This window comes from Ruegeria sp. CDSC079 (assembly GCF_059610505.1).
Map to the genome: position 1 here is coordinate 1 of NZ_JBXWNT010000010.1, position 17862 is coordinate 17862.

Genomic DNA, 17862 nt, shown 5'->3' on the forward strand with positions numbered 1-17862 from the left:
GAAGCACCGTGGAAGCAAGAAGTACGAGAAAAACACTGTGACAGACCCGTAATAGATAATGCCAACCCGTAGGAAACGGGCAGCAATGTTGGTTACGCACCCTCGCTGCCTGGCCCGCTCAACGTGAGACCCTTGGCGTTGAAGAAGGCGAAGGGATACCATGATCCTGTGTTAGGTCGGCTAGGTGCCAAGGGACTGCAAGGCCCGAAACACCGGGTGGAAGAGCTGAAATTGATTTAGACATTCTTCCCTAAGACCTGCCTGGGTTACGGTGGGTTGGGCGGTAAGATCCGTCCAAACGGTAAGCCCCTTGCGGCGTAGAAGGTCCAGATGGGGGTGATCACTCGCATAGCCTGACGGTCCGCGCTTCAACTCGGGCTCGCTGATCCTGACATTCCTGGCCGTAAGATCATTGATGATTGCCATGAGATCATTTCCCGCTGGTCCTGCTACGCCGGTCCGATACCTCTCTAGGGCTGCTTTTACATATTGGAAGACGCCGCACCCAAGGGACAGGCAATCCGGGGACAGCCCGAAATGCCAAAGCGGGGGCTGATCTCCGCAATCCCCGGGTATGAAAGACATGCGCAGATGAGGATTATAGGGTGACTTGTCGTTTGAGAACCGCACGTCTCGATGAATACGGTAGATCTTGGCCGAATGGGGCATGTGCGTCATTTCAGCCAGCGCCTGTGACATCTGGGCCGCAAATTGTTCTGCGGGCTGTTTGATCGCGGCCTCATAGATCTGTTTGTTGGCGTGAAACCACTCGCGTCGGTTATTGGCTCGCAGATCAGAAAGAAACTGAAGGGCCTCGGGCGAAAAGCAGCGGAACTGATCCATCATCTTCTCCTGATATTCAACTTTTCGGCGGCAGGCTGGCGGCGTGCGCCAGGCACAGGCTCAGCCAGTCACCCAGCGCAGCCGGATCGCAGTTGGCCTCGTCTACAACGACAAACCCACCGAGTTTTCGCTTTCCGTGGACAATCGGGTTTGCAAACGGATTAGAAAGCGCCTCGGTCTCTTTGGCCTTGCCGACACGGAACATGAACCGTCCAAACCCGTCTTTGTCGCGGCGCGCGCCGCACAACATATTGCCGTTCAGAAAAAAGCAGGTGCCACCCATCATCCGCATTTCGGAAATTCCAATATGCGCCTCGAGGGCGAGGCGCATACGTTGATTCAGGTGTTCATCATTTGGCATCAGACTGATCCCACCAATTGCCAAAGAATTGACAGGGACAAGACGAGCATCACCAATGTTGTCAGTGCGGCACCGATCACCCGACCTTTGCCGTCGGGGGTGGAACGCAGGCTGACATAATGCACGGCGCGAGCCACCAACAGCACAAGACCGCATCCCCCGACCAGCCAGTCTGAGGCACCGGCAATCTCCGCCCCCGCCAAAGCCAGCAGGGCCAGTGGAACATATTCAGTAAAGTTCCCATGTGCCCGAATCCGCCGCAGCAGCTCGTCGTCATCCCCGTGCAGCAGTAAAACTCCGGTCTGGGATCGTCTGATGCCTACAAGAATTCCCATCGGAATACTCATAAGCACAAAGATTGCTGTAACAAGCAGAGCGATTTGCGGTGTGTGTTCCATGGGAATTCTCCTGTCTGCCCAAGATTAAGACGCCATGCTTTCATAAGTAATCAACGCAAACCGTGCGCCTTGTGGGTCGTTCAGAGTGGCCATCCGGCCGACCCCGGGCATATCTATGGCGTGTTGCAAGACTGAGGCTCCCTGTGCAACTGCGGCTGCTAGGCTGTTATCGACATCAGCAACCGTAAAATAGATCGTCCAGTTTCCATCCGTCTCGGGCATGGGCGAGAACCCTCCGATTGGCGTTTCACCAACCACCGCGGCGGCATAGCTTGACCCGTCCTGCATCGGCATCTCGTTAATGTTCCAGCCCAGCACATTTTTGTAGAATTGCTTGGCCTTGGTCTGGTCTGGCCCGGAATGCCCGATCCAGCCCGAGTTTCCAACGGTGGTCATGTCCAGAATGCTCATCTTTATCTCCCTTTGATTGCCCGCTGCATGCGGGACTGAACAAAGGACGCGTGAGGATCGGCCTTTCCTACAACTGGTTCAAATCTTTTTCACAGGCGGCGATTTCTTTCAGTACCGCCACACGTTCCGGTCCCGTCGGGCCGAGGTTCAGAACACGGTTAAGGGACTGGATCGCGGCGGGAAGATCGCCGATCTCTCGCAACATTGCCGCGCGCAAGGCATGGAACCAGCGATAAGACGCCAGATCATTCGCCACGGCATCCAACGCAACAAGCGTGCGGCGTGGGCCATGAACCCTGGACCCGGCGGCGATCTGGTTCAGGCGGATGACCGGCGAGGGCTGGAGGCGATAGAGCGCGGCATAATGCGCCTCGATCAGAGACCAGTCGGTATCTTCTGTCGATTGGGCATGCGCATGAACGGCGGCGATTGCGGCCTGAATACCGTAAACACCCACTTGGTTCAGCCGTTCGGCCTTTTGCATCAGGGCTGTCGCTTCGGCGATGTTGGCCTCGTCCCAAAGGGCCCTGTCCTGATCTTCCAGGGCTACAAGATCACCTTGATCGTCTAGCCGTGCTTCACGACGGGCATGTTGCAGAAGCAACAGGGCTAGCAGTGAAATCTGCTCGGCCATCGTCGGGAACAAGGCAACCAGCAGCCGGGCCAGACGTATCGCCTCATCGCATAGTTTGAGCCGGATTTGCACCGGGCCACCCGAGGTTGACCAGCCTTCGTTGAACATCAGGTAGATCATCAAAGACACTTCGCCCAAACGCGCAGCCCGCTCCTGTGGCGTGGGTGTTTCAAAAGCGACAGAACTTCCTGCGATCCTTTTCTTGGCGCGGGTAATTCGCTGTTCCATTGCCTTTGTACTGACAAGGAAACCACGGGCGATTTCTTCCACACGCAACCCGGCAACAATTTTTAGGGCCAGCGCAATCTGGTCTTGCCGGCTTAGGTCCGGGTGACAACAGATGAACAGCAGGCGCAGAACATCGTCGCGCAGCTCGTCCGGATCTGGTGGGTCATCAGCCATGGAATGAAATTCTTCCCTGTGGCGGGTCAGGATTGCGCTGCGGCGTTGGGATTTGCGCAAACCATCCAGCCCGGCATTACGGGCGGTGGTCAAAAGCCAAGCCAGCGGATCGCGCGGCGCGCCTTGTTTGCGCCATACGGTCAGAGCCTTTAGACAGGCTTCGGCAAATGCATCTTCGGCAAGGTCGATGTCCCGGAAATATCGCGTCAGGGCAGCGATGGCCTGCGGGCGTTGCTGCAAGAACGTGGCCTCTAGCCAATCCGACACGCGGTCAATCCAAGGTCATCGACCCGCCTGCCCAGGCGGCGGGGCGGACCTCAAGCCGGGCAACAGGTGACGAGATCATTCGCGCATGTTCAAGCGCCTCATCTAGATCGTTGAACTCGGCCAGATACAAGCCCAGAAAACTTTCTTTCGTCTCAGCGAACGGGCCGTCGACGATCATAGGTTGCAGAGTCTCAGCAGCCGCGGGTTCGACTGTGACAGCCGTAGTCGGGGGCATCAGTTTGACGGACAGGAAATCCCCGCGCTGCCTGAGGGCATTCTGTAGCACCGTATGTCCTGCCATGACATCGTCCTGACGGTCCTGTGGCAACGCTTCGAACACACCCGCCTGACCATAGATCGAGATTGCATAGATCATTTTTACCTCCGCGAAGTTGGTTTCATCCTGCTAGGACGCGCGAGCCTTTGCAAATCCGACACTCATTTCACCGATCTGCACAGTTTCTGCAGATCTTCTGCACCCGAGCTTCCCGACCTTTGGGTCAAACCAGTCCCTTAAAACACAAGAGGGAAGAAATGGCGCAGCAACTTATAATTTCTGGAGTTCCGAATTCTGTGGCGCTGGACGCTTGGTGGCTGTCGGAAGAGACAGTGATTTCAGGCACCAAGGGCCCGCCGGGTTCAACCCCGGCGTTTGCCACCGATGGTCGCGCATGGCGCGTGATCGGGTTTATCTTGCTGGTCGCGCTGGCGGATTACCTGTTCTGGGGACATCAGGCGGGTGTGTCTCTGGCGGTCTTTGCTGTGGCGGTCTTTTTGTGCGGCCTGCCCGCGGATCGGTCTGGCAAAGGGGTGCTTATGCCCGCAGCGGTTTTGGTGCTGAGTGTTTTGCCGGTCGTGGATTTCGTTCAACCATTATCGGTCGCGTTTCTTTTGTCAGGGCTCGTCGTTGCGATTGTCTGGGTCAGGCACCCGAAAGGCCAGGTTCTGGAACTGCTTTTGCTGGCGCTGGGGTTTCTGACTGATCTTCCAAAGAACTGGCTTGGCCCGGTCCGCGCGATACCCGGCCTGAAAACCACGATTGTCAGCGATGCCGGAGGCGGCTGGACGCGGGTTCGGCAGTTCCTGCGCAACTGGGGTCTGCCGATTGGCGGGACGATGGTTTTTGTTACCTTGCTGGCCGAGGCGAACCCGGTATTCCAATCCCTTGTCACCCCGGATATCGCCTTTGGCCACCTGCTGCAGCGCGCCCTGTTCTGGGGAGGGATTGCGCTGATCATCTGGCCTTTTGTCGATAACCACCCGCTTCGCGGACTGAACCCGCGACCATTCGCAGGCCCTCAGACGATCCCCGGCCTCAACGGTGGTTCGGTCCTGCGGGCGCTCTGGGTGTTCAATGCACTGATTGGTGTTCAGACTGTGCTGGACCTGTCGATTCTGCTGGGCGGGGCCTCATTGCCCGAGGGGATGAGCTATGCAACCTACGCCCATCGCGGCGCATATCCGTTGCTGGTAACGGCGCTGCTAGCCAGTGCATTCGCCCTGGCAGCGCGGCCGTTTCTGGATGAAAATCGGGTGCTGAAACCGCTGATGGTGTTGTGGCTGGCACAAAATGTGGCTCTGTGCGGTGCGGCATTGATGCGTCTGGATTTATATGTCGGCACCTATGGCCTGACCTACCTGCGTATCTATGCGCAGATCTGGATGGGTCTTGTTGCGGCAGGTCTGGCGCTGGTTGGGTGGCAAATAGCGTTCAGGAAATCCAATAGTTGGTTGATCGCGCGAACCGGCATTCTGAGCGTTCTGGTCCTCTATTGCGCCAGTTTTGTGAATTTTGCCCATGTGATCGCGACCCGAAACCTGAAACTGTCCGAACCGGATTATGCCTATCTGTGTTCTTTGGGGCCCATGACCGGGATGCATATTAGCTACGGGTATCCGAATTCGCTGTGCTATTTTGAAGCTGACCCGATCAACAGCTGGCAGGAATGGGGCTTTCGAAAGTGGCGCCTGTCCCGCTATGGTGCCGATCTGAGCAGTATCGGTCCGGGTATATGAATATCTTAGTTGTCGATGATGATCCGCGGTTGCGTGAAGTTGTGCGTCTGGGGCTGGAACGCGCTGGCTACAGCGTTTCGACCGCCGCCAACGGTCAGGAAGCCGTAATCAGCACGTTTCGCGACGAACCGGACCTGATCGTTCTGGATGTTGGCCTGCCCGAACTGGATGGCTTTGCCGTATGTCAGAAAATTCGAACCCGTTCGGACGTCCCGATCCTGTTCCTGACCGCCCGCGATGATGAGGTCGACCGGATTCTGGGGCTGGAACTTGGGGCCGATGACTACGTGACCAAGCCTTTCAGCCCGCGCGAACTGGTGACGCGGGTCAAGGTGATCCTAAGGCGCACCAATCGCATTGTGGCGGCGCCGGGAAATCTGCGGCACGGCCCCTTGACCTTGGACCGGACCGCAAGACTCTGTGCTTGCCACGACACGGAAATTGCCCTGACCGGTACTGAGTTTCAGATCATGGTGATGTTGATGGAAACACCGGGTCGTCTTGTTCCCCGCACGGCCCTGATTGCCGAGATTTGGGGCGCGCGCAGCCAGGTCTCGGACAGGACCTTGGACAGCCACCTTCGGAACCTGCGGAACAAATTTGCGCAGGTTGGTTTATCGGACTCGGTGGAAACCGTACATGGTCAGGGTATCCGGATGAGGAGGCTGGGGTGACCCGGCGCTGGCGGCCTTCATTGGCATTTGTGCTGGGCGGTGCGCTGGTCGGGACATTGGGTCTGTCATTCGCGGGGCTGGTGGCCCTGCGTTATTTGGGTCCTGAATTCGGCTTTCGGAACTCTGCCCTGGTTCTGGGCGGAGTGATCTTTCTTGCAACATCGGGGCTGGGCTGGTTGCTGGTACGGTTGCTGCTGCGTCCAATCAAAGCCTTGCAGGCCTATGCCGGGGCGCAAGAGGCCGGAGCCCGCGCCGTGCCAATCCGGCATTTCGGCACCAAAGAGCTTCACCAGACCGCAACTCAGGTCGTCACCATGGCCGAGGCGCTGCGTGACCGTGAGGCGACCATCCGGTCTTATACCGATCACGTCACGCATGAGTTGAAATCGCCGGTAACCGCAATCCGCGCGGCGGTTGAGATGCTACAGGACACCCCGGATGGCAGCGATGACTCCAAAGCCCTAATCGCGCAGATCGACGGGGCGCGTCAGCAGATCGAAACCCAGCTTGCAGCACTTCGGGATGCCGCCCGCGCGCGCGAGGCCCGATATGTCGGGGCAAGCACCCTGCGCGATGCGTTGCCAGGGGCGCTTCCGATTGAGCTAAACCTGTCCGGGGCGGATGAGGTCGCATTCCCGATCTCGGCCGAGGGGTTGCGGATCGTTCTGGGCCATATTCTGCAAAATGCCAAAGATCACGGGGCCAGCGCGGTTGATCTGCGCGCCTCAGAGGCTGGAAACACGGTTATCCTGACCGTGTCCGACAATGGGGCGGGGATATCGCCCGGTAACGCCGACCGCGTGTTCGATCCGTTCTTTACAACCCGCCGGGAAAGCGGCGGCACCGGGATGGGGCTGGCTATTGTCCGCAACATCCTGTCGGCCCATCGCGGAGACATCGCAAACCACCCCGTCCCACAGGGCGCGCGGTTTGATCTGAGTTTTCATAGGCTCTGACCTGCGCAGATAGGCGTTACTGCGCCGGAAGCGGAAGGCATCCGGGCAGCCCCGCTGGTAGGACCAGCCGTGCCCCTTGACGGTAAAGCGATTGGGCAAACCCGCTGCTCTCTGATGTGACCGTCACGCTGATCCCGGATGACCCGATGACCGCCGCGTCATCGGGCAGGTTCTGCATCAGACCTTGCGAGGGAAAGACCACGACATAGGCCGGGGCCTCATCCGTTATCAATGCGACGACGACAAGAACCGACAGCCAGCCAAGCACCATAAGCGGGATGGCTGTCAGGAGCGATCTAATAGTCATGGATATGCTCAAGCGTCAGCCCGTCCGCTTGGATCTGGCGCAGGCGCTGTGAAAGATCGGGCACCTTGACCAATATCAGATGGCGATAGTCCCCGAACCCTTGTCGTTGGGCACTAAAGATCGCATCCGGCGCGGATGGTTGATCCGACAGGGCGGTGAACAGAATGTCGTCATTGCCGGCGATCTCGACAATCTCGACCCCAGCGCCGGCCATTTCCGCCAGTAGGTTGGTCAGGGTGCGGTAGCGCGGCGTTTCGATCTCAACTCCGTTTGGGCCTTGCGCGATAACCTTCACGCCGGGATAGGCAGACAGGCTGTCTGCACTGGCGCCGGTGATGATCATCCGCAGCGTCAGCTCATCAGCGCCGACCTGCGCAACAGCCTGTTCGATCACGCCCGCATAGGCCTGTTTGGCACCGTATTCCAGACCCAGCGCAATCGCTCTTTCGCTGTCGCGCAGGCTGCCGCTGTTTTGTTCGACCAGGCTCTGGGCGTCGTCGGCGAAGGGCCATTTATACCACGGAACCTGTTGTAGGAACGCGGCATATGCGGCGGCCTGCTGTGCCGACAAATCATCCAGAGGTGCCCGCTGTGGGCCCCGCAAGGCAGAGGCCAGCCGACCGAGGGTTTCCTCATAGGCAGCCTTCAGCGCCAGCTCGGCGGAAAAGCTGGCACCGATCACATAGACCATCTGTTTGGTGGCCCTATCCACCTCTCCCAAGGCCGAGGCGTTCAGGTTCAGATCGCAGAGCGACCCCCAAAACCCGGTGATACTGCTCCAGAACCCGTAATCATGGGGGTCCTGAGTGCGCAGAACCTCGGCGTAATCCTCGTAGGCGTGGACAATGTGCCATTCGGGATAGGTCATCAGCGTGCGGGTTTCGGCCCGGTGATGTGCCGGGTCGATCAGCGAGGCATAGGCCAGCGGCTGATCCGCGCCACGACAGCTTGTTTCCACATAAAGGATCGGAGCAGCCAGCGCGATCCCGGCAAGGATCAACACCAGAATCAGCCGTTTGGTCCACCACAGCAGGAACCTCATGCGGTGTGTCTCCGGTCCCGCAGCCCGGCCCAGGCGGCAACGCCGCCAAGCGCCAGATGCGGCAGGTTGGCAAACAGGCGGGGCAGCGACAATTCCGGCCCGGCCGATGGGTTTGTAAAGATACCCAGATCAAGATAGCCATAACCGGTGAAAAACCCGAACACGCCGTCCCCCAGATAAGCCAGCCCGAACAGGATCAGAAAGCTGCGAGCCGCGCGGTGTGACAACAGCCCGGCGATCAGCGCCCAAAGGGCCGAGGCCACGTGCAGCGCATCGTCATAGATATCCAGTGCGAAAATGCCAAAGGCCAGACCATCCTGATCCGTCAGGCCGGGAATATAGTTCAGCGATGCGGCAATCATCAGCGCGACAAAGTAAATCAGACAGAGTTTTTGAAGGTTGCTCATAGACGCCCCAGATAGCTGTCCCAAAGGTTGTTCCGCAGAACCAGTTGCGGATCAAGCTCTCGTTTTGCCTGCGCAAACCCTTCCGCATTGGAGTAGGCTGCAGTCAGTTGATCCAGTGTCGCGTGTGGCCTGTACGGCAGGTAATAGGTTCCGCCAATCGCCACGATCCCGTCGATCAGCGCCCGGGTCATCCGCGCCATATCGGCTTCGCCGCGTTCGGTCAGCTCCTGGCTGAACGACATGACAGCGGCGATCCGCGGTTCGCTTGCATAGGACAGAACAGCCTGATCGTCCTGTGCGACATAGCGCAGCGTTACGTTCAGAAACTCTTGATACGAGGCCGGAATTACCGCGCGACACACTGATAAGAAATCGTCGAACGCATCGAACCCCACGAAATACTCGTGCAGGACGTCGGTCCGATCCGGGTTGCGGTCGTCCAGAGTCACAACCGGTTCGTTGATCAAAGTGTTCCGCGTCGCCTCACCCGAACCCAGCGCTGGGCCCAGCCGTGTTTCATTCCACCAACGGAAGGATTTGAAGGGCTCGCTGCCCAGTTGAGCCCGGTACAGACGGCTGGCCGCATGCGACATCCACCCCGACCCGGACGCTGGTGGCAGGTCCGATTGGTCCGAGCCTTCGCGATATGTCACCAATAGCGCTTTCTCGAAAAACGCATCGCGTTCAACATTCAGGCGGCCATAGGCCATTGTGACCGCCGGGTCGTCAATCGCCGCACGAAAGGCCGAGGCAAACGCTCCTGCTTCCAGAATGTCGAAACCCGGCGTCAGGCGTGAATTTGGAACCATCTCGACCTCAAGGTCCACGATCACGCCGATCAACCCGTACCCGCCCATCGCCAGATTGAACAGCTCGGCGTTCTCGGTGGGCGAACAGGTCACCAACTCACCCGAGGGCAAGATCATGCGCAACGACCGGACCGTCGCCCCCATCGGCCCAAAGGGAACCGGCCAGCCATGTGCATTGACCGAATAAGTGGCGGCGATACCGAAATCATTATTTGACTGCATGACTTTGGGGGACCAGCCTGCGGGATCAAGCGCTGAGATGACCTGTGACCAGCGGGCTCCGGCATGGGTCAGATAGGTCCCGGCAGAACCGTCGATCTGAACCGATCCATTGTCAAAGGTAATCGCTGTGCCGTTGCGGGGAATGGCTTGCCCACCCATGGAATGCCGCGCGGCCCCAATGTTGACCGGGCGTCCTTCTGATCTGGCCTCCGAAAGCTCTTGCCGGATGGCGGCGATCAGCGTGTATCCGGGGTCATCGCTGAGCACCAGATGTTTGTGGATCGGTGTCGGTGACAGTCCGCTGGCGTCATTCATCACTTTGTCGCCGGTTTCCGCAAATGTCCTTCTTGTGCCTTCATAGACAGGTAGGTCCGGTCCCAGCCACCGTGACGCAACCCATCCTGCCAACCCTCCGCCGGCAAACAAGGCCGCCCTTCTGGTAAATGTTTTCATCGTTCGATTTCTCCCGAAGTTAACTGGGACATCTGATCAAGAATGATTTTAAGCGCAGTTTGAAATTCCTGCGGGCCTCAATCCGGGGTATGTGCCTGACCCCTGCCAAGGTGTCCATTTGGGCATCGGGTCAAAGAATGTGCAAGTCCATGGCCTGCTGTACCGGCGCAAAGGTGTCCTAGTTGCCCCAGATCAGGCCGACGGGTACCTGCAGCATGGCGATCCGCCGTGGTCAGCAGATTCGGGCAAGGTCCAAGGACCAGTTTTTTGACCGCAAGTGGCTCGAAACTTGGCTTCATTCCCGGAATGTTCAACCGGAAGGCATGTTTTGCAAACTGCGGAAATCCGTACTTGTAAGACGGTCAGCGGTCACAGTTTGGCGTAAGCTTTCCGCTACGTAAGTTCATGCGCGCACGGCAGATTTGCGTCGGGGCATCCGCCAAACTGCCGTTTTTATGCTCAATCAGGTGTTGCAACTGTAACGATGATCTGGATGATCAGGACCACCAAGGCCGTAAAAATGGTCTGTCGTCCAAAGGGCGATATTAACAAAAAGGGGAGTTACAAATGATTCTAAGAAACCTGATGATCGCTGCAAGTGCGACGGCGCTGATGGCCGCGGGCGCTTCGGCGGAAACGCTGCGCTGGGCGCGGGCCGGTGATGCGCTGACGCTGGATCCGCATTCGCAGAATGAAGGTCCGACGCACACCGTGCGACACCAGATTTACGAGCCTCTGATCATCCGCGACGTGACCGGTGCATTCGAGCCCGCGCTGGCGACCGAGTGGGGCCCCAAGGCCGATGACCCGAATGTTTGGGTCTTCAAGCTGCGCGAAGGCGTGAAATTCCATGACGGTGCGGACTTCAACGCCGAAGATGTGGTGTTCAGCTTTACCCGTGCCAAGCAACCTAATTCCGACATGAAAGAGCTGATCGGCTCGATCGTCGAAGTGCGTGCAGTTGACGATTTCACCGTCGAGATTGTCACAGATGGTCCGAACCCGATCCTGCCGTCGAACCTGACCAACTTGTTCATTCTGGACAAGGGCTGGGCCGAGGCGAATGACACCGTTAATGTTCAGGATTTCGAAGGTGGCGAAATCACCTATGCCACCACCAATGCCAACGGAACGGGTCCCTATGTTCTTCAAAGCCGCGAGCCTGACATCAAGACGGTGATGGTGCGCAACGACAACTATTGGGGCATCGACCAGTTCCCGATGGAAGTGACCGAGATCATCTATACCCCGATCCAGAACGCTGCGACTCGCGTTGCGGCGATGCTGTCGGGTGAGGTGAACTTCCTCCAGGATATGCCGGTGCAGGACATTGAACGCGTCAATGGTGTCGACGGTCTGATGGTCAAGCAAGCCCCGCAGAACCGGGTGATCTTCTTTGGTATGAACCAGGGTGCCGACGACATCGAGGCGGATAACGTGGACGGCAAGAACCCTCTGGCCGATGTGCGGGTGCGTCAAGCGATGTCGATGGCGATTAACCGTGATGCGATCAAGCAGGTCGTGATGCGCGGCCAGTCGCAGCCTGCAGGCATGATCGCACCGCCCTTCGTGAATGGCTGGACCTCTGACATGGACGGCGAATCCTCCACCGATCTGGCCAAGGCCAAGGAACTGATGGCAGAGGCAGGTTATGGCGATGGCTTCTCGCTTCGGCTGGACTGCCCGAATGATCGGTACATCAACGATGAAGCTATCTGTCAGGCGGCTGTTGGGATGCTGGGCCAGATCGGCGTGACCGTGAATTTGGACGCCAAGCCCAAGGCGCAGCATTTCCCGCTGATCACCGATGGCAAGACAGATTTCTACATGCTGGGTTGGGGTGTGCCGACATATGACTCGGAATACATCTTCAACTTCCTTGTGCATGGGCGCGAAGATGACATCGGCACGTGGAACGGCACCGGTTATCAGGACGATGCGCTGGACGGGAAGATCAAGTCGCTTGCCTCGAATACCGATCTTGACGCTCGGAATGCCGACATCGCCGACATCTGGCGGGTTGTGCAGGACGAAGCGCTTTACATCCCCATTCATCACCAGGTTCTGAACTGGGGTATGGCCGACGGTGTGGGCATCGAAGTGGATGCCGAAGATCAGCCTAAGGTCAAATACTTCACTCTGAACTAAGCCATTCAGATCAGTGATTTGGCAGGGCGCGGTTTCGCGCCCTGCCTTTTGCGCTATTGTTAAGCGCAACACCGCATCGCAGGGCAAATAAGGGAGATTTCGCCATGACCCTCAGGAACAGTGCCATTGCTTTGGCCTTGCTGGCCACCACCAGCGTTCAGGCTGCCGAATTCAAATGGGCCTCGACCACGGACCCGCAGACGATGGACCCGCACGCGGTCAACTCGGCCCCGGTTCTGGGGTTTCTGAACAATGTCTACGAAGGCCTTGTACGCCGCGACAAGGACATGAGCGTTCAACCCGCGCTGGCCGTCAGCTGGGAGACGATTGGTGACGGCGAAGGTTGGCGCTTTAAACTGCGTGAGGGCGTGACCTTCCATGACGGCAGCAGCTTTGATGCGCAGGACGTTCTGTTCAGCTATCAGCGCGCCTCGGGCGAGGCGGCGGATACCCGCAGCTGGTTCGCGCCCATCACCGAGGTGATCGTGGTCGACGACTATACGGTCGATTTCATGACGACTGCGCCGAACCCGTTATTTCCATCCTCAATCGCCAACTGGATGATCATGGATCAGGGCTGGGCCGAGGCCAATGACGCAGCGGTGCCCGACAAAGAGGTCGGGAATTACGCCACCCTGAACGCCAACGGCACAGGCGCCTTCAAACTTGCGGCACGAGAGCCCGGCCTGCGCACGGTTCTTGAGCCCTTTGACGGCTGGTGGGATCAGGCCGACCATAACATCACAAGTGCTGAGTTCACTCCGATCCAAAACCCGGCGACAGCGGTTGCAGCCTTGTTGTCAGGCGATGTGGATATGATCAACCCTGTGCCTATCCAGGACGTCGCACGCCTGAAGGAAAACGGCGATATCGAGGTTATCCAAGGGATCGAGGCCCGCGTGATCATGCTGGGGTTCGATCATCAGGCCGAGGCGCTGAAATACACCAACGATGCGGGCAAACCGAACCCATTCCGCGACGCGCGCGTCCGCAAGGCAGTGGCACAGGCGGTCAATGTGGATGCCATTCTGGCGACTATCATGCGGGGCAATGCCGAAGCGGCCTCGCAACTGGTTAGCCCGGCGATGAGTGGTTATTCCGAGGCGAATGCAGACCGTCCCGCCTTTGATGTCGATGCCGCCAGGGCCCTGCTGACCGAGGCCGGATATGCAGATGGGTTTTCGTTCGGGCTGAAATGCCCCAATGACCGCTATCTGAATGATGAGGCCGTTTGCCAGGCGGTTGTCAGCATGCTGGCCCAGATCGGGATCACTGCGGAACTGGATGCCATGCCGGTCCGTAACTACTGGCCGGAACTCCGGGAAGGCAAATACGATATGTACCTGCTGGGATGGAGCCCCGGTACATTTGATGCCGAACACCCCGTGCGCTTCCTTGTGGCCACTCCAAACGAAGAGAAAAAGCTGGGCAGCTGGAATTTCGGCGGATTTTCGAACGCGCGGGTGGATGAGCTGCTGCCGATGATCCAGTCCGAGTTGGATGCGGGCAAACGGCAGGCGATGCTGGATGAGGTCACGCAGATCATTCAGGACGAACAGGTCTATGTGCCGATGTATGTGCAGCCCCTGGTCTGGGGCACACGCAGCAATGTCGAACTGACACAGCGCCCGGACAACTTCTTTCTGCTGCGCTGGGTAACGGTGAACTGAAACCGGGGCGGGGCCAGAAAACGCTAGCTTGCGTTAGCGGTATCTTGACCACCCCGCCCGGGCCTGCATAGACAGTCCGATCAACGAGGAAAACGAATGTTCGCTTATATTGTCCAAAGGATGTTCCAATCCGTGATCGTGCTGCTGATCGTGGGTCTGGTTGCCTTTTCGATGTTCCGCTTTGTCGGTGATCCGATCGACAACATGCTGGGGCAGGAACGTACGCAGGCCGATATCGACCGGCTGCGGTCCGATCTTGGTCTGGATCAGCCGTTTCCGGTGCAATATTTCAAGTTCCTGCAAGGCGCGGTGCAGGGCAATTTTGGCGTGTCCTACCGGCAAGGCCGACCGGTTTCGACCATCATAGCCGAACGCGCCCCCGCGACATTGGAGCTGGCCTTTGTGTCGGGCTTTCTGGCCATCACCCTTGGCATCGCGCTGGGTGTTTTCACAGCGATCCGACGACAGGGGGTGGCGGCGAATATCATCATGACCGTGTCGTTGATCGGGGTTTCCCTGCCAACTTTCCTGATCGGGATATTGCTGATCTATATATTCTCGGTCGAGTTGGATCTTTTACCCAGCTTTGGGAGGGGCGAGACCGTTATGATTGGCGGCTGGTCCACGGGGTTCCTGACGACCTCGGGGCTCAAGGCGCTGATCCTCCCGGCGATCACGCTGGGCCTGTATCAGATGACGCTGATCATGCGGCTGGTGCGGTCGGAAATGCTTGAGGTCCTGCGTGCCGACTATGTCCGATTTGCACGTGCGCGTGGGCTGTCGGACCGGGTGATCAATTTTCGCCACGCGCTGAAAAATACGCTGGTGCCGGTGATCACCATCACCGGGTTGCAGCTGGGCTCGATCATCGCCTTTGCCATCATCACCGAGACGGTGTTTCAGTGGCCCGGTGTGGGCCTGCTGTTCATAAATGCGATCCAGTTTGTCGATATCCCTGTCATGGCCGCGTATCTGATGCTGATCTCGGTCATGTTCGTGTCGATCAATCTGATCGTCGATCTTTTGTACTATGCCATTGACCCGCGCCTGCGTGTCGACGCGAGGGCCACATGACCGATACTTCTGAAACCTCGAGACAAGTGCCCAAATCACGACTGGCCCAGTTCTGGGACAGCGATTTCGCATGGTCCTTCCGTCATTCACCCGTGGCGATGGTTGCCTCATTTGTTGTGGTTCTGCTGGTGCTGGCGGCAATACTGGCCCCGCTGATTGCGCCGCATAACCCGTTTGATCCGGCAACGCTGAACCTGATGAACGGATTTACACCGCCGGGCACCCCGAATGCCTTTACGCAGGACACGTTCCTGCTGGGCACCGACGATCAGGGGCGGGATGTGTTCTCGACCATCCTCTATGGGATGCGCATATCCCTGTTTGTCGGCGCTGCGGCGGTGCTGCTGGCGCTAATCATCGGAGTTGTTCTGGGGCTGGTCGCGGCCTATTTCGGCGGCTGGGTCGAGACGCTGATCATGCGGGTCGCAGATGTGCAGCTGACCTTTCCGGCCATTCTGGTCGCTATGCTGATCTTTGGCATCGCCAAAGGTGTGACCCCACCCGAATATCGTGACGAGATGGCGATCTATGTACTGATCATCGCCATTGCCCTGTCCGACTGGGTGCAGTTTGCCCGGGTCGTCCGCGGTGCTGCGCTGGTGGAAAAGAACAAGGAATATGTGCAGGCCGCCCGCCTGATCGGGCGCGGTTCTTTCCCGATCATGTTCCGCCACATCCTGCCCAATGTACTCAGCCCGGTTCTGGTCATCGCCACGATCTCACTGGCGCTGGCGATCATTGCCGAAGCCACGCTGAGCTTCCTCGGCGTAGGGGCACCACCAACCCAGCCGTCATTGGGCACGCTGATCCGCATCGGGCAGGGCTTCCTGTTCTCGGGTGAGTGGTGGATCTTGTTCTTCCCGGCCTGCACCCTGTTGGCGCTGGCCCTGTCTGTGAACCTGCTGGGCGACTGGCTGCGCGATGCGCTGAACCCCAAGCTGCGGTGATTTCATGAGCCTTCTGACGATCAATGACCTGACGGTCGAATTCCCCACCCGCCGCAAATTGTTCACAGCCGTGGACCATGTGGACCTGTCGGTTGAACCCGGAGAAATCCACGGCTTGGTTGGCGAATCCGGGGCCGGTAAATCCACCATTGGCGCGGCCATCATGGGATTGTTGGATCGCCCCGGCCGTATTGCCAGCGGCACGATCCAGCTGAGCGGTGACCAGATCAGTGGCCTGGATGCCGAGGCGATGCGGGGGCTGCGCGGCAAAAAGATTTCGATGATCTTTCAGGACCCGCTGACCTCGCTGAACCCATTATTCACCGTGCGCGAACAACTGACCGAGACCATTCAGGCCCATCTGGGCGGCACCGATGCCGAGGCGAACCAGCGGGCGCGCGACCTGATTGACCGGGTTGGCATCCCCGATCCGGACACGCGGTTGGACCAGTATCCGCACCAGTTCTCGGGCGGGATGCGGCAGCGTGTGGTCATCGCGCTTGCCTTGTGTACCGAACCGGATGTGATCATCGCGGATGAGCCGACCACGGCGCTGGACGTCTCGGTTCAGGCGCAGATTCTGGACCTGATCAAAGAACTGGCGCGGGAACGTCAGGTGGGCGTCATCCTGATCACCCACGACATGGGTGTGATCGCGGACACGACGGACAAGGTGACCGTGATGTATGCGGGCAAGGTTGTCGAAACCGGCCCGACCGCGCAGGTGATGGGGCAGCCCACCCATGAATACACCAAATCGCTGATCGCTGCCGTGCCGCGCCCGACCCTGAAACTGCATCGCTTTCCCCAGATCAGCTATGGTGGACGCGAGACACGCTTTGCCATCGAAGACATGGCCCGCCACTGGCCCAAGGTGGATAATGACACCAGCAAACCGGTGTTCGAGATCCGCAACCTGACCAAGAAGTTCCTGCAGCGCAAAGGCCTGTTGCCCTGGGACCGCACCTATTTCACCGCCGTTGACGAAGTAAGTTTCGACATCCGCGCAGGCGAGGTGTTTGGCGTTGTGGGTGAATCCGGCTCGGGCAAGTCGACTGTCGCACGGATGATTGCAGGGTTGTACCCTGTGGATGGCGGCACGATTACATTCGACGGGCAGGTGGTCAGCGATCTGACCAATCGGACCGCGCTGGATGCCTATCGCAAGAACATCCAGATGATCTTTCAGGACCCGTATTCCTCGCTCAATCCCCGTATGCGGGTGGATGAGATCGTGGCCGAGCCGATCCGCCATCACAGGTTGATGGAAGGTGCAGATATCAAACGCCGCGTCGATGAGTTGTTGGATCAGGTGGGACTCGGCCATGAGGCCGGGCAGAAATACCCGCATGAATTCTCGGGCGGACAGCGGCAACGTATCTCGATTGCACGTGCGCTGGCCACGCAACCGCGATTCCTGATTTGTGACGAGCCAACCAGCGCGCTGGACGTGTCCATTCAGGCGCAGATTCTGAACATCTTGAAGGACCTGCAGGAACATCTGGGCCTGACCCTGCTGTTCATCAGTCATGACCTGCCGGTGGTACGTCAGATGTGCGACCGAGTGGCAGTGATGAAACAGGGCCAAATTGTCGAGTTGCAGGAAACCAATAACTTGTTCGCCAACCCCCAGACGGATTATGCCCGCGAATTGTTGCGTTTGATGCCCAGGTTGGATGACCTGTCGACCGAGGGGTTGGACGCCGAATCCTGAGGCAGTGACGATTCCAGTATTGGCGGTATGACGGAAGGTCCGTCAATATGGCGATAGTTTTGACGTTTTCGTCAAGATTGCCTCTGCAGATTGAACAACTGTGCCTT

General features: G+C 58.4%; 18 protein-coding genes. 8 read left to right on the forward strand and 10 right to left on the reverse strand.

Features of this window, described 5'->3' with window-relative positions; genetic code table 11:
- Window positions 1–180: 180 nt before the first annotated feature.
- The 6 genes from AC2FIC_RS17195 to AC2FIC_RS17220 all read right to left on the reverse strand — a co-directional run bounded on the left by AC2FIC_RS17195 (window position 181) and on the right by AC2FIC_RS17220 (window position 3692).
- Window positions 181–843: a DUF2461 domain-containing protein gene (locus AC2FIC_RS17195; RefSeq protein ID WP_496692664.1), complete on the reverse strand. Its 663-nt coding sequence runs from the start codon at window positions 841–843 to the stop codon at window positions 181–183.
- Window positions 844–859: 16 nt separating this feature from the next.
- Entirely contained in the window at window positions 860–1204 is a 345-nt protein-coding gene (locus AC2FIC_RS17200) for a TfoX/Sxy family protein (RefSeq protein ID WP_496679459.1), read from the reverse strand.
- Window positions 1204–1602, reverse strand: coding sequence for an MAPEG family protein (locus tag AC2FIC_RS17205; RefSeq protein WP_496679462.1), 399 nt, complete (start codon window positions 1600–1602; stop codon window positions 1204–1206). Before AC2FIC_RS17205 ends, AC2FIC_RS17200 begins: the two co-directional genes overlap by 1 nt.
- A 24-nt stretch (window positions 1603–1626) precedes the next feature.
- A complete protein-coding gene (locus AC2FIC_RS17210) occupies window positions 1627–2013 on the reverse strand; it encodes a VOC family protein (RefSeq protein ID WP_496679467.1) in 387 nt (128 codons plus the stop codon).
- 67 nt (window positions 2014–2080) lie between these two features.
- Window positions 2081–3316, reverse strand: a complete 1236-nt coding sequence (locus AC2FIC_RS17215) for an RNA polymerase sigma factor (protein WP_496692665.1) — start codon at window positions 3314–3316, stop codon at window positions 2081–2083.
- A gap of 4 nt (window positions 3317–3320) precedes the next feature.
- Entirely contained in the window at window positions 3321–3692 is a 372-nt protein-coding gene (locus AC2FIC_RS17220) for a YciI family protein (protein ID WP_142638441.1), read from the reverse strand.
- A gap of 158 nt (window positions 3693–3850) precedes the next feature.
- Here AC2FIC_RS17220 and AC2FIC_RS17225 point away from each other — a divergent pair, with 158 nt between their 5' ends.
- Genes AC2FIC_RS17225 through AC2FIC_RS17235 form a run of 3 tightly spaced genes read left to right on the forward strand, consistent with a single transcriptional unit; the run spans window position 3851 to window position 6962 of the window.
- Window positions 3851–5332, forward strand: coding sequence for a DUF4153 domain-containing protein (locus AC2FIC_RS17225; RefSeq protein WP_496692666.1), 1482 nt, complete (start codon window positions 3851–3853; stop codon window positions 5330–5332).
- Window positions 5329–6006, forward strand: coding sequence for a response regulator transcription factor (locus AC2FIC_RS17230; protein ID WP_271950973.1), 678 nt, complete (start codon window positions 5329–5331; stop codon window positions 6004–6006). Before AC2FIC_RS17225 ends, AC2FIC_RS17230 begins: the two co-directional genes overlap by 4 nt.
- A complete protein-coding gene (locus AC2FIC_RS17235; protein WP_496692667.1) occupies window positions 6003–6962 on the forward strand; it encodes a sensor histidine kinase in 960 nt (319 codons plus the stop codon). The genes AC2FIC_RS17230 and AC2FIC_RS17235 overlap by 4 nt, the downstream gene beginning before the upstream one ends.
- Window positions 6963–6978: 16 nt before the next feature.
- Here AC2FIC_RS17235 and AC2FIC_RS17240 read toward each other — a convergent pair whose 3' ends face one another.
- The 4 genes from AC2FIC_RS17240 to AC2FIC_RS17255 are packed head-to-tail and all read right to left on the reverse strand — an operon-like array spanning window position 6979 to window position 10202.
- The gene (locus AC2FIC_RS17240) at window positions 6979–7269 is read right to left on the reverse strand and encodes a hypothetical protein (RefSeq protein WP_496692668.1); all 291 of its coding nucleotides are present in this window, start codon (window positions 7267–7269) and stop codon (window positions 6979–6981) included.
- Complete coding sequence (locus tag AC2FIC_RS17245; RefSeq protein WP_496692669.1) at window positions 7259–8311, reverse strand: hypothetical protein; 1053 nt, start codon at window positions 8309–8311, stop codon at window positions 7259–7261. Before AC2FIC_RS17245 ends, AC2FIC_RS17240 begins: the two co-directional genes overlap by 11 nt.
- Window positions 8308–8718 carry a hypothetical protein gene (locus AC2FIC_RS17250; protein ID WP_496692670.1) on the reverse strand — a complete coding sequence of 137 codons (411 nt, stop codon included), beginning with the start codon at window positions 8716–8718 and terminating at the stop codon, window positions 8308–8310. The genes AC2FIC_RS17245 and AC2FIC_RS17250 overlap by 4 nt, the downstream gene beginning before the upstream one ends.
- On the reverse strand, window positions 8715–10202 hold the full coding sequence (locus AC2FIC_RS17255; RefSeq protein WP_496692671.1) for an FAD-binding oxidoreductase: 1488 nt from the start codon (window positions 10200–10202) through the stop codon (window positions 8715–8717). Before AC2FIC_RS17255 ends, AC2FIC_RS17250 begins: the two co-directional genes overlap by 4 nt.
- Before the next feature lie 567 nt (window positions 10203–10769).
- On the opposite strand from AC2FIC_RS17255, the gene AC2FIC_RS17260 reads away from it, so the two are divergent.
- The 5 genes from AC2FIC_RS17260 (at window position 10770) to AC2FIC_RS17280 (ending at window position 17755) form a co-directional block, all read left to right on the forward strand.
- Window positions 10770–12350 carry an ABC transporter substrate-binding protein gene (locus tag AC2FIC_RS17260; protein ID WP_496689884.1) on the forward strand — a complete coding sequence of 527 codons (1581 nt, stop codon included), beginning with the start codon at window positions 10770–10772 and terminating at the stop codon, window positions 12348–12350.
- A gap of 104 nt (window positions 12351–12454) precedes the next feature.
- The gene (locus AC2FIC_RS17265; protein ID WP_281995554.1) at window positions 12455–14020 is read left to right on the forward strand and encodes an ABC transporter substrate-binding protein; all 1566 of its coding nucleotides are present in this window, start codon (window positions 12455–12457) and stop codon (window positions 14018–14020) included.
- A gap of 96 nt (window positions 14021–14116) precedes the next feature.
- Complete coding sequence (locus tag AC2FIC_RS17270) at window positions 14117–15094, forward strand: ABC transporter permease (RefSeq protein ID WP_142638424.1); 978 nt, start codon at window positions 14117–14119, stop codon at window positions 15092–15094.
- Window positions 15091–16041: an ABC transporter permease gene (locus tag AC2FIC_RS17275; protein ID WP_271950952.1), complete on the forward strand. Its 951-nt coding sequence runs from the start codon at window positions 15091–15093 to the stop codon at window positions 16039–16041. Before AC2FIC_RS17270 ends, AC2FIC_RS17275 begins: the two co-directional genes overlap by 4 nt.
- Window positions 16042–16045: 4 nt before the next feature.
- The gene (locus AC2FIC_RS17280) at window positions 16046–17755 is read left to right on the forward strand and encodes an ABC transporter ATP-binding protein (protein ID WP_271950949.1); all 1710 of its coding nucleotides are present in this window, start codon (window positions 16046–16048) and stop codon (window positions 17753–17755) included.
- Window positions 17756–17862: the final 107 nt, after the last annotated feature.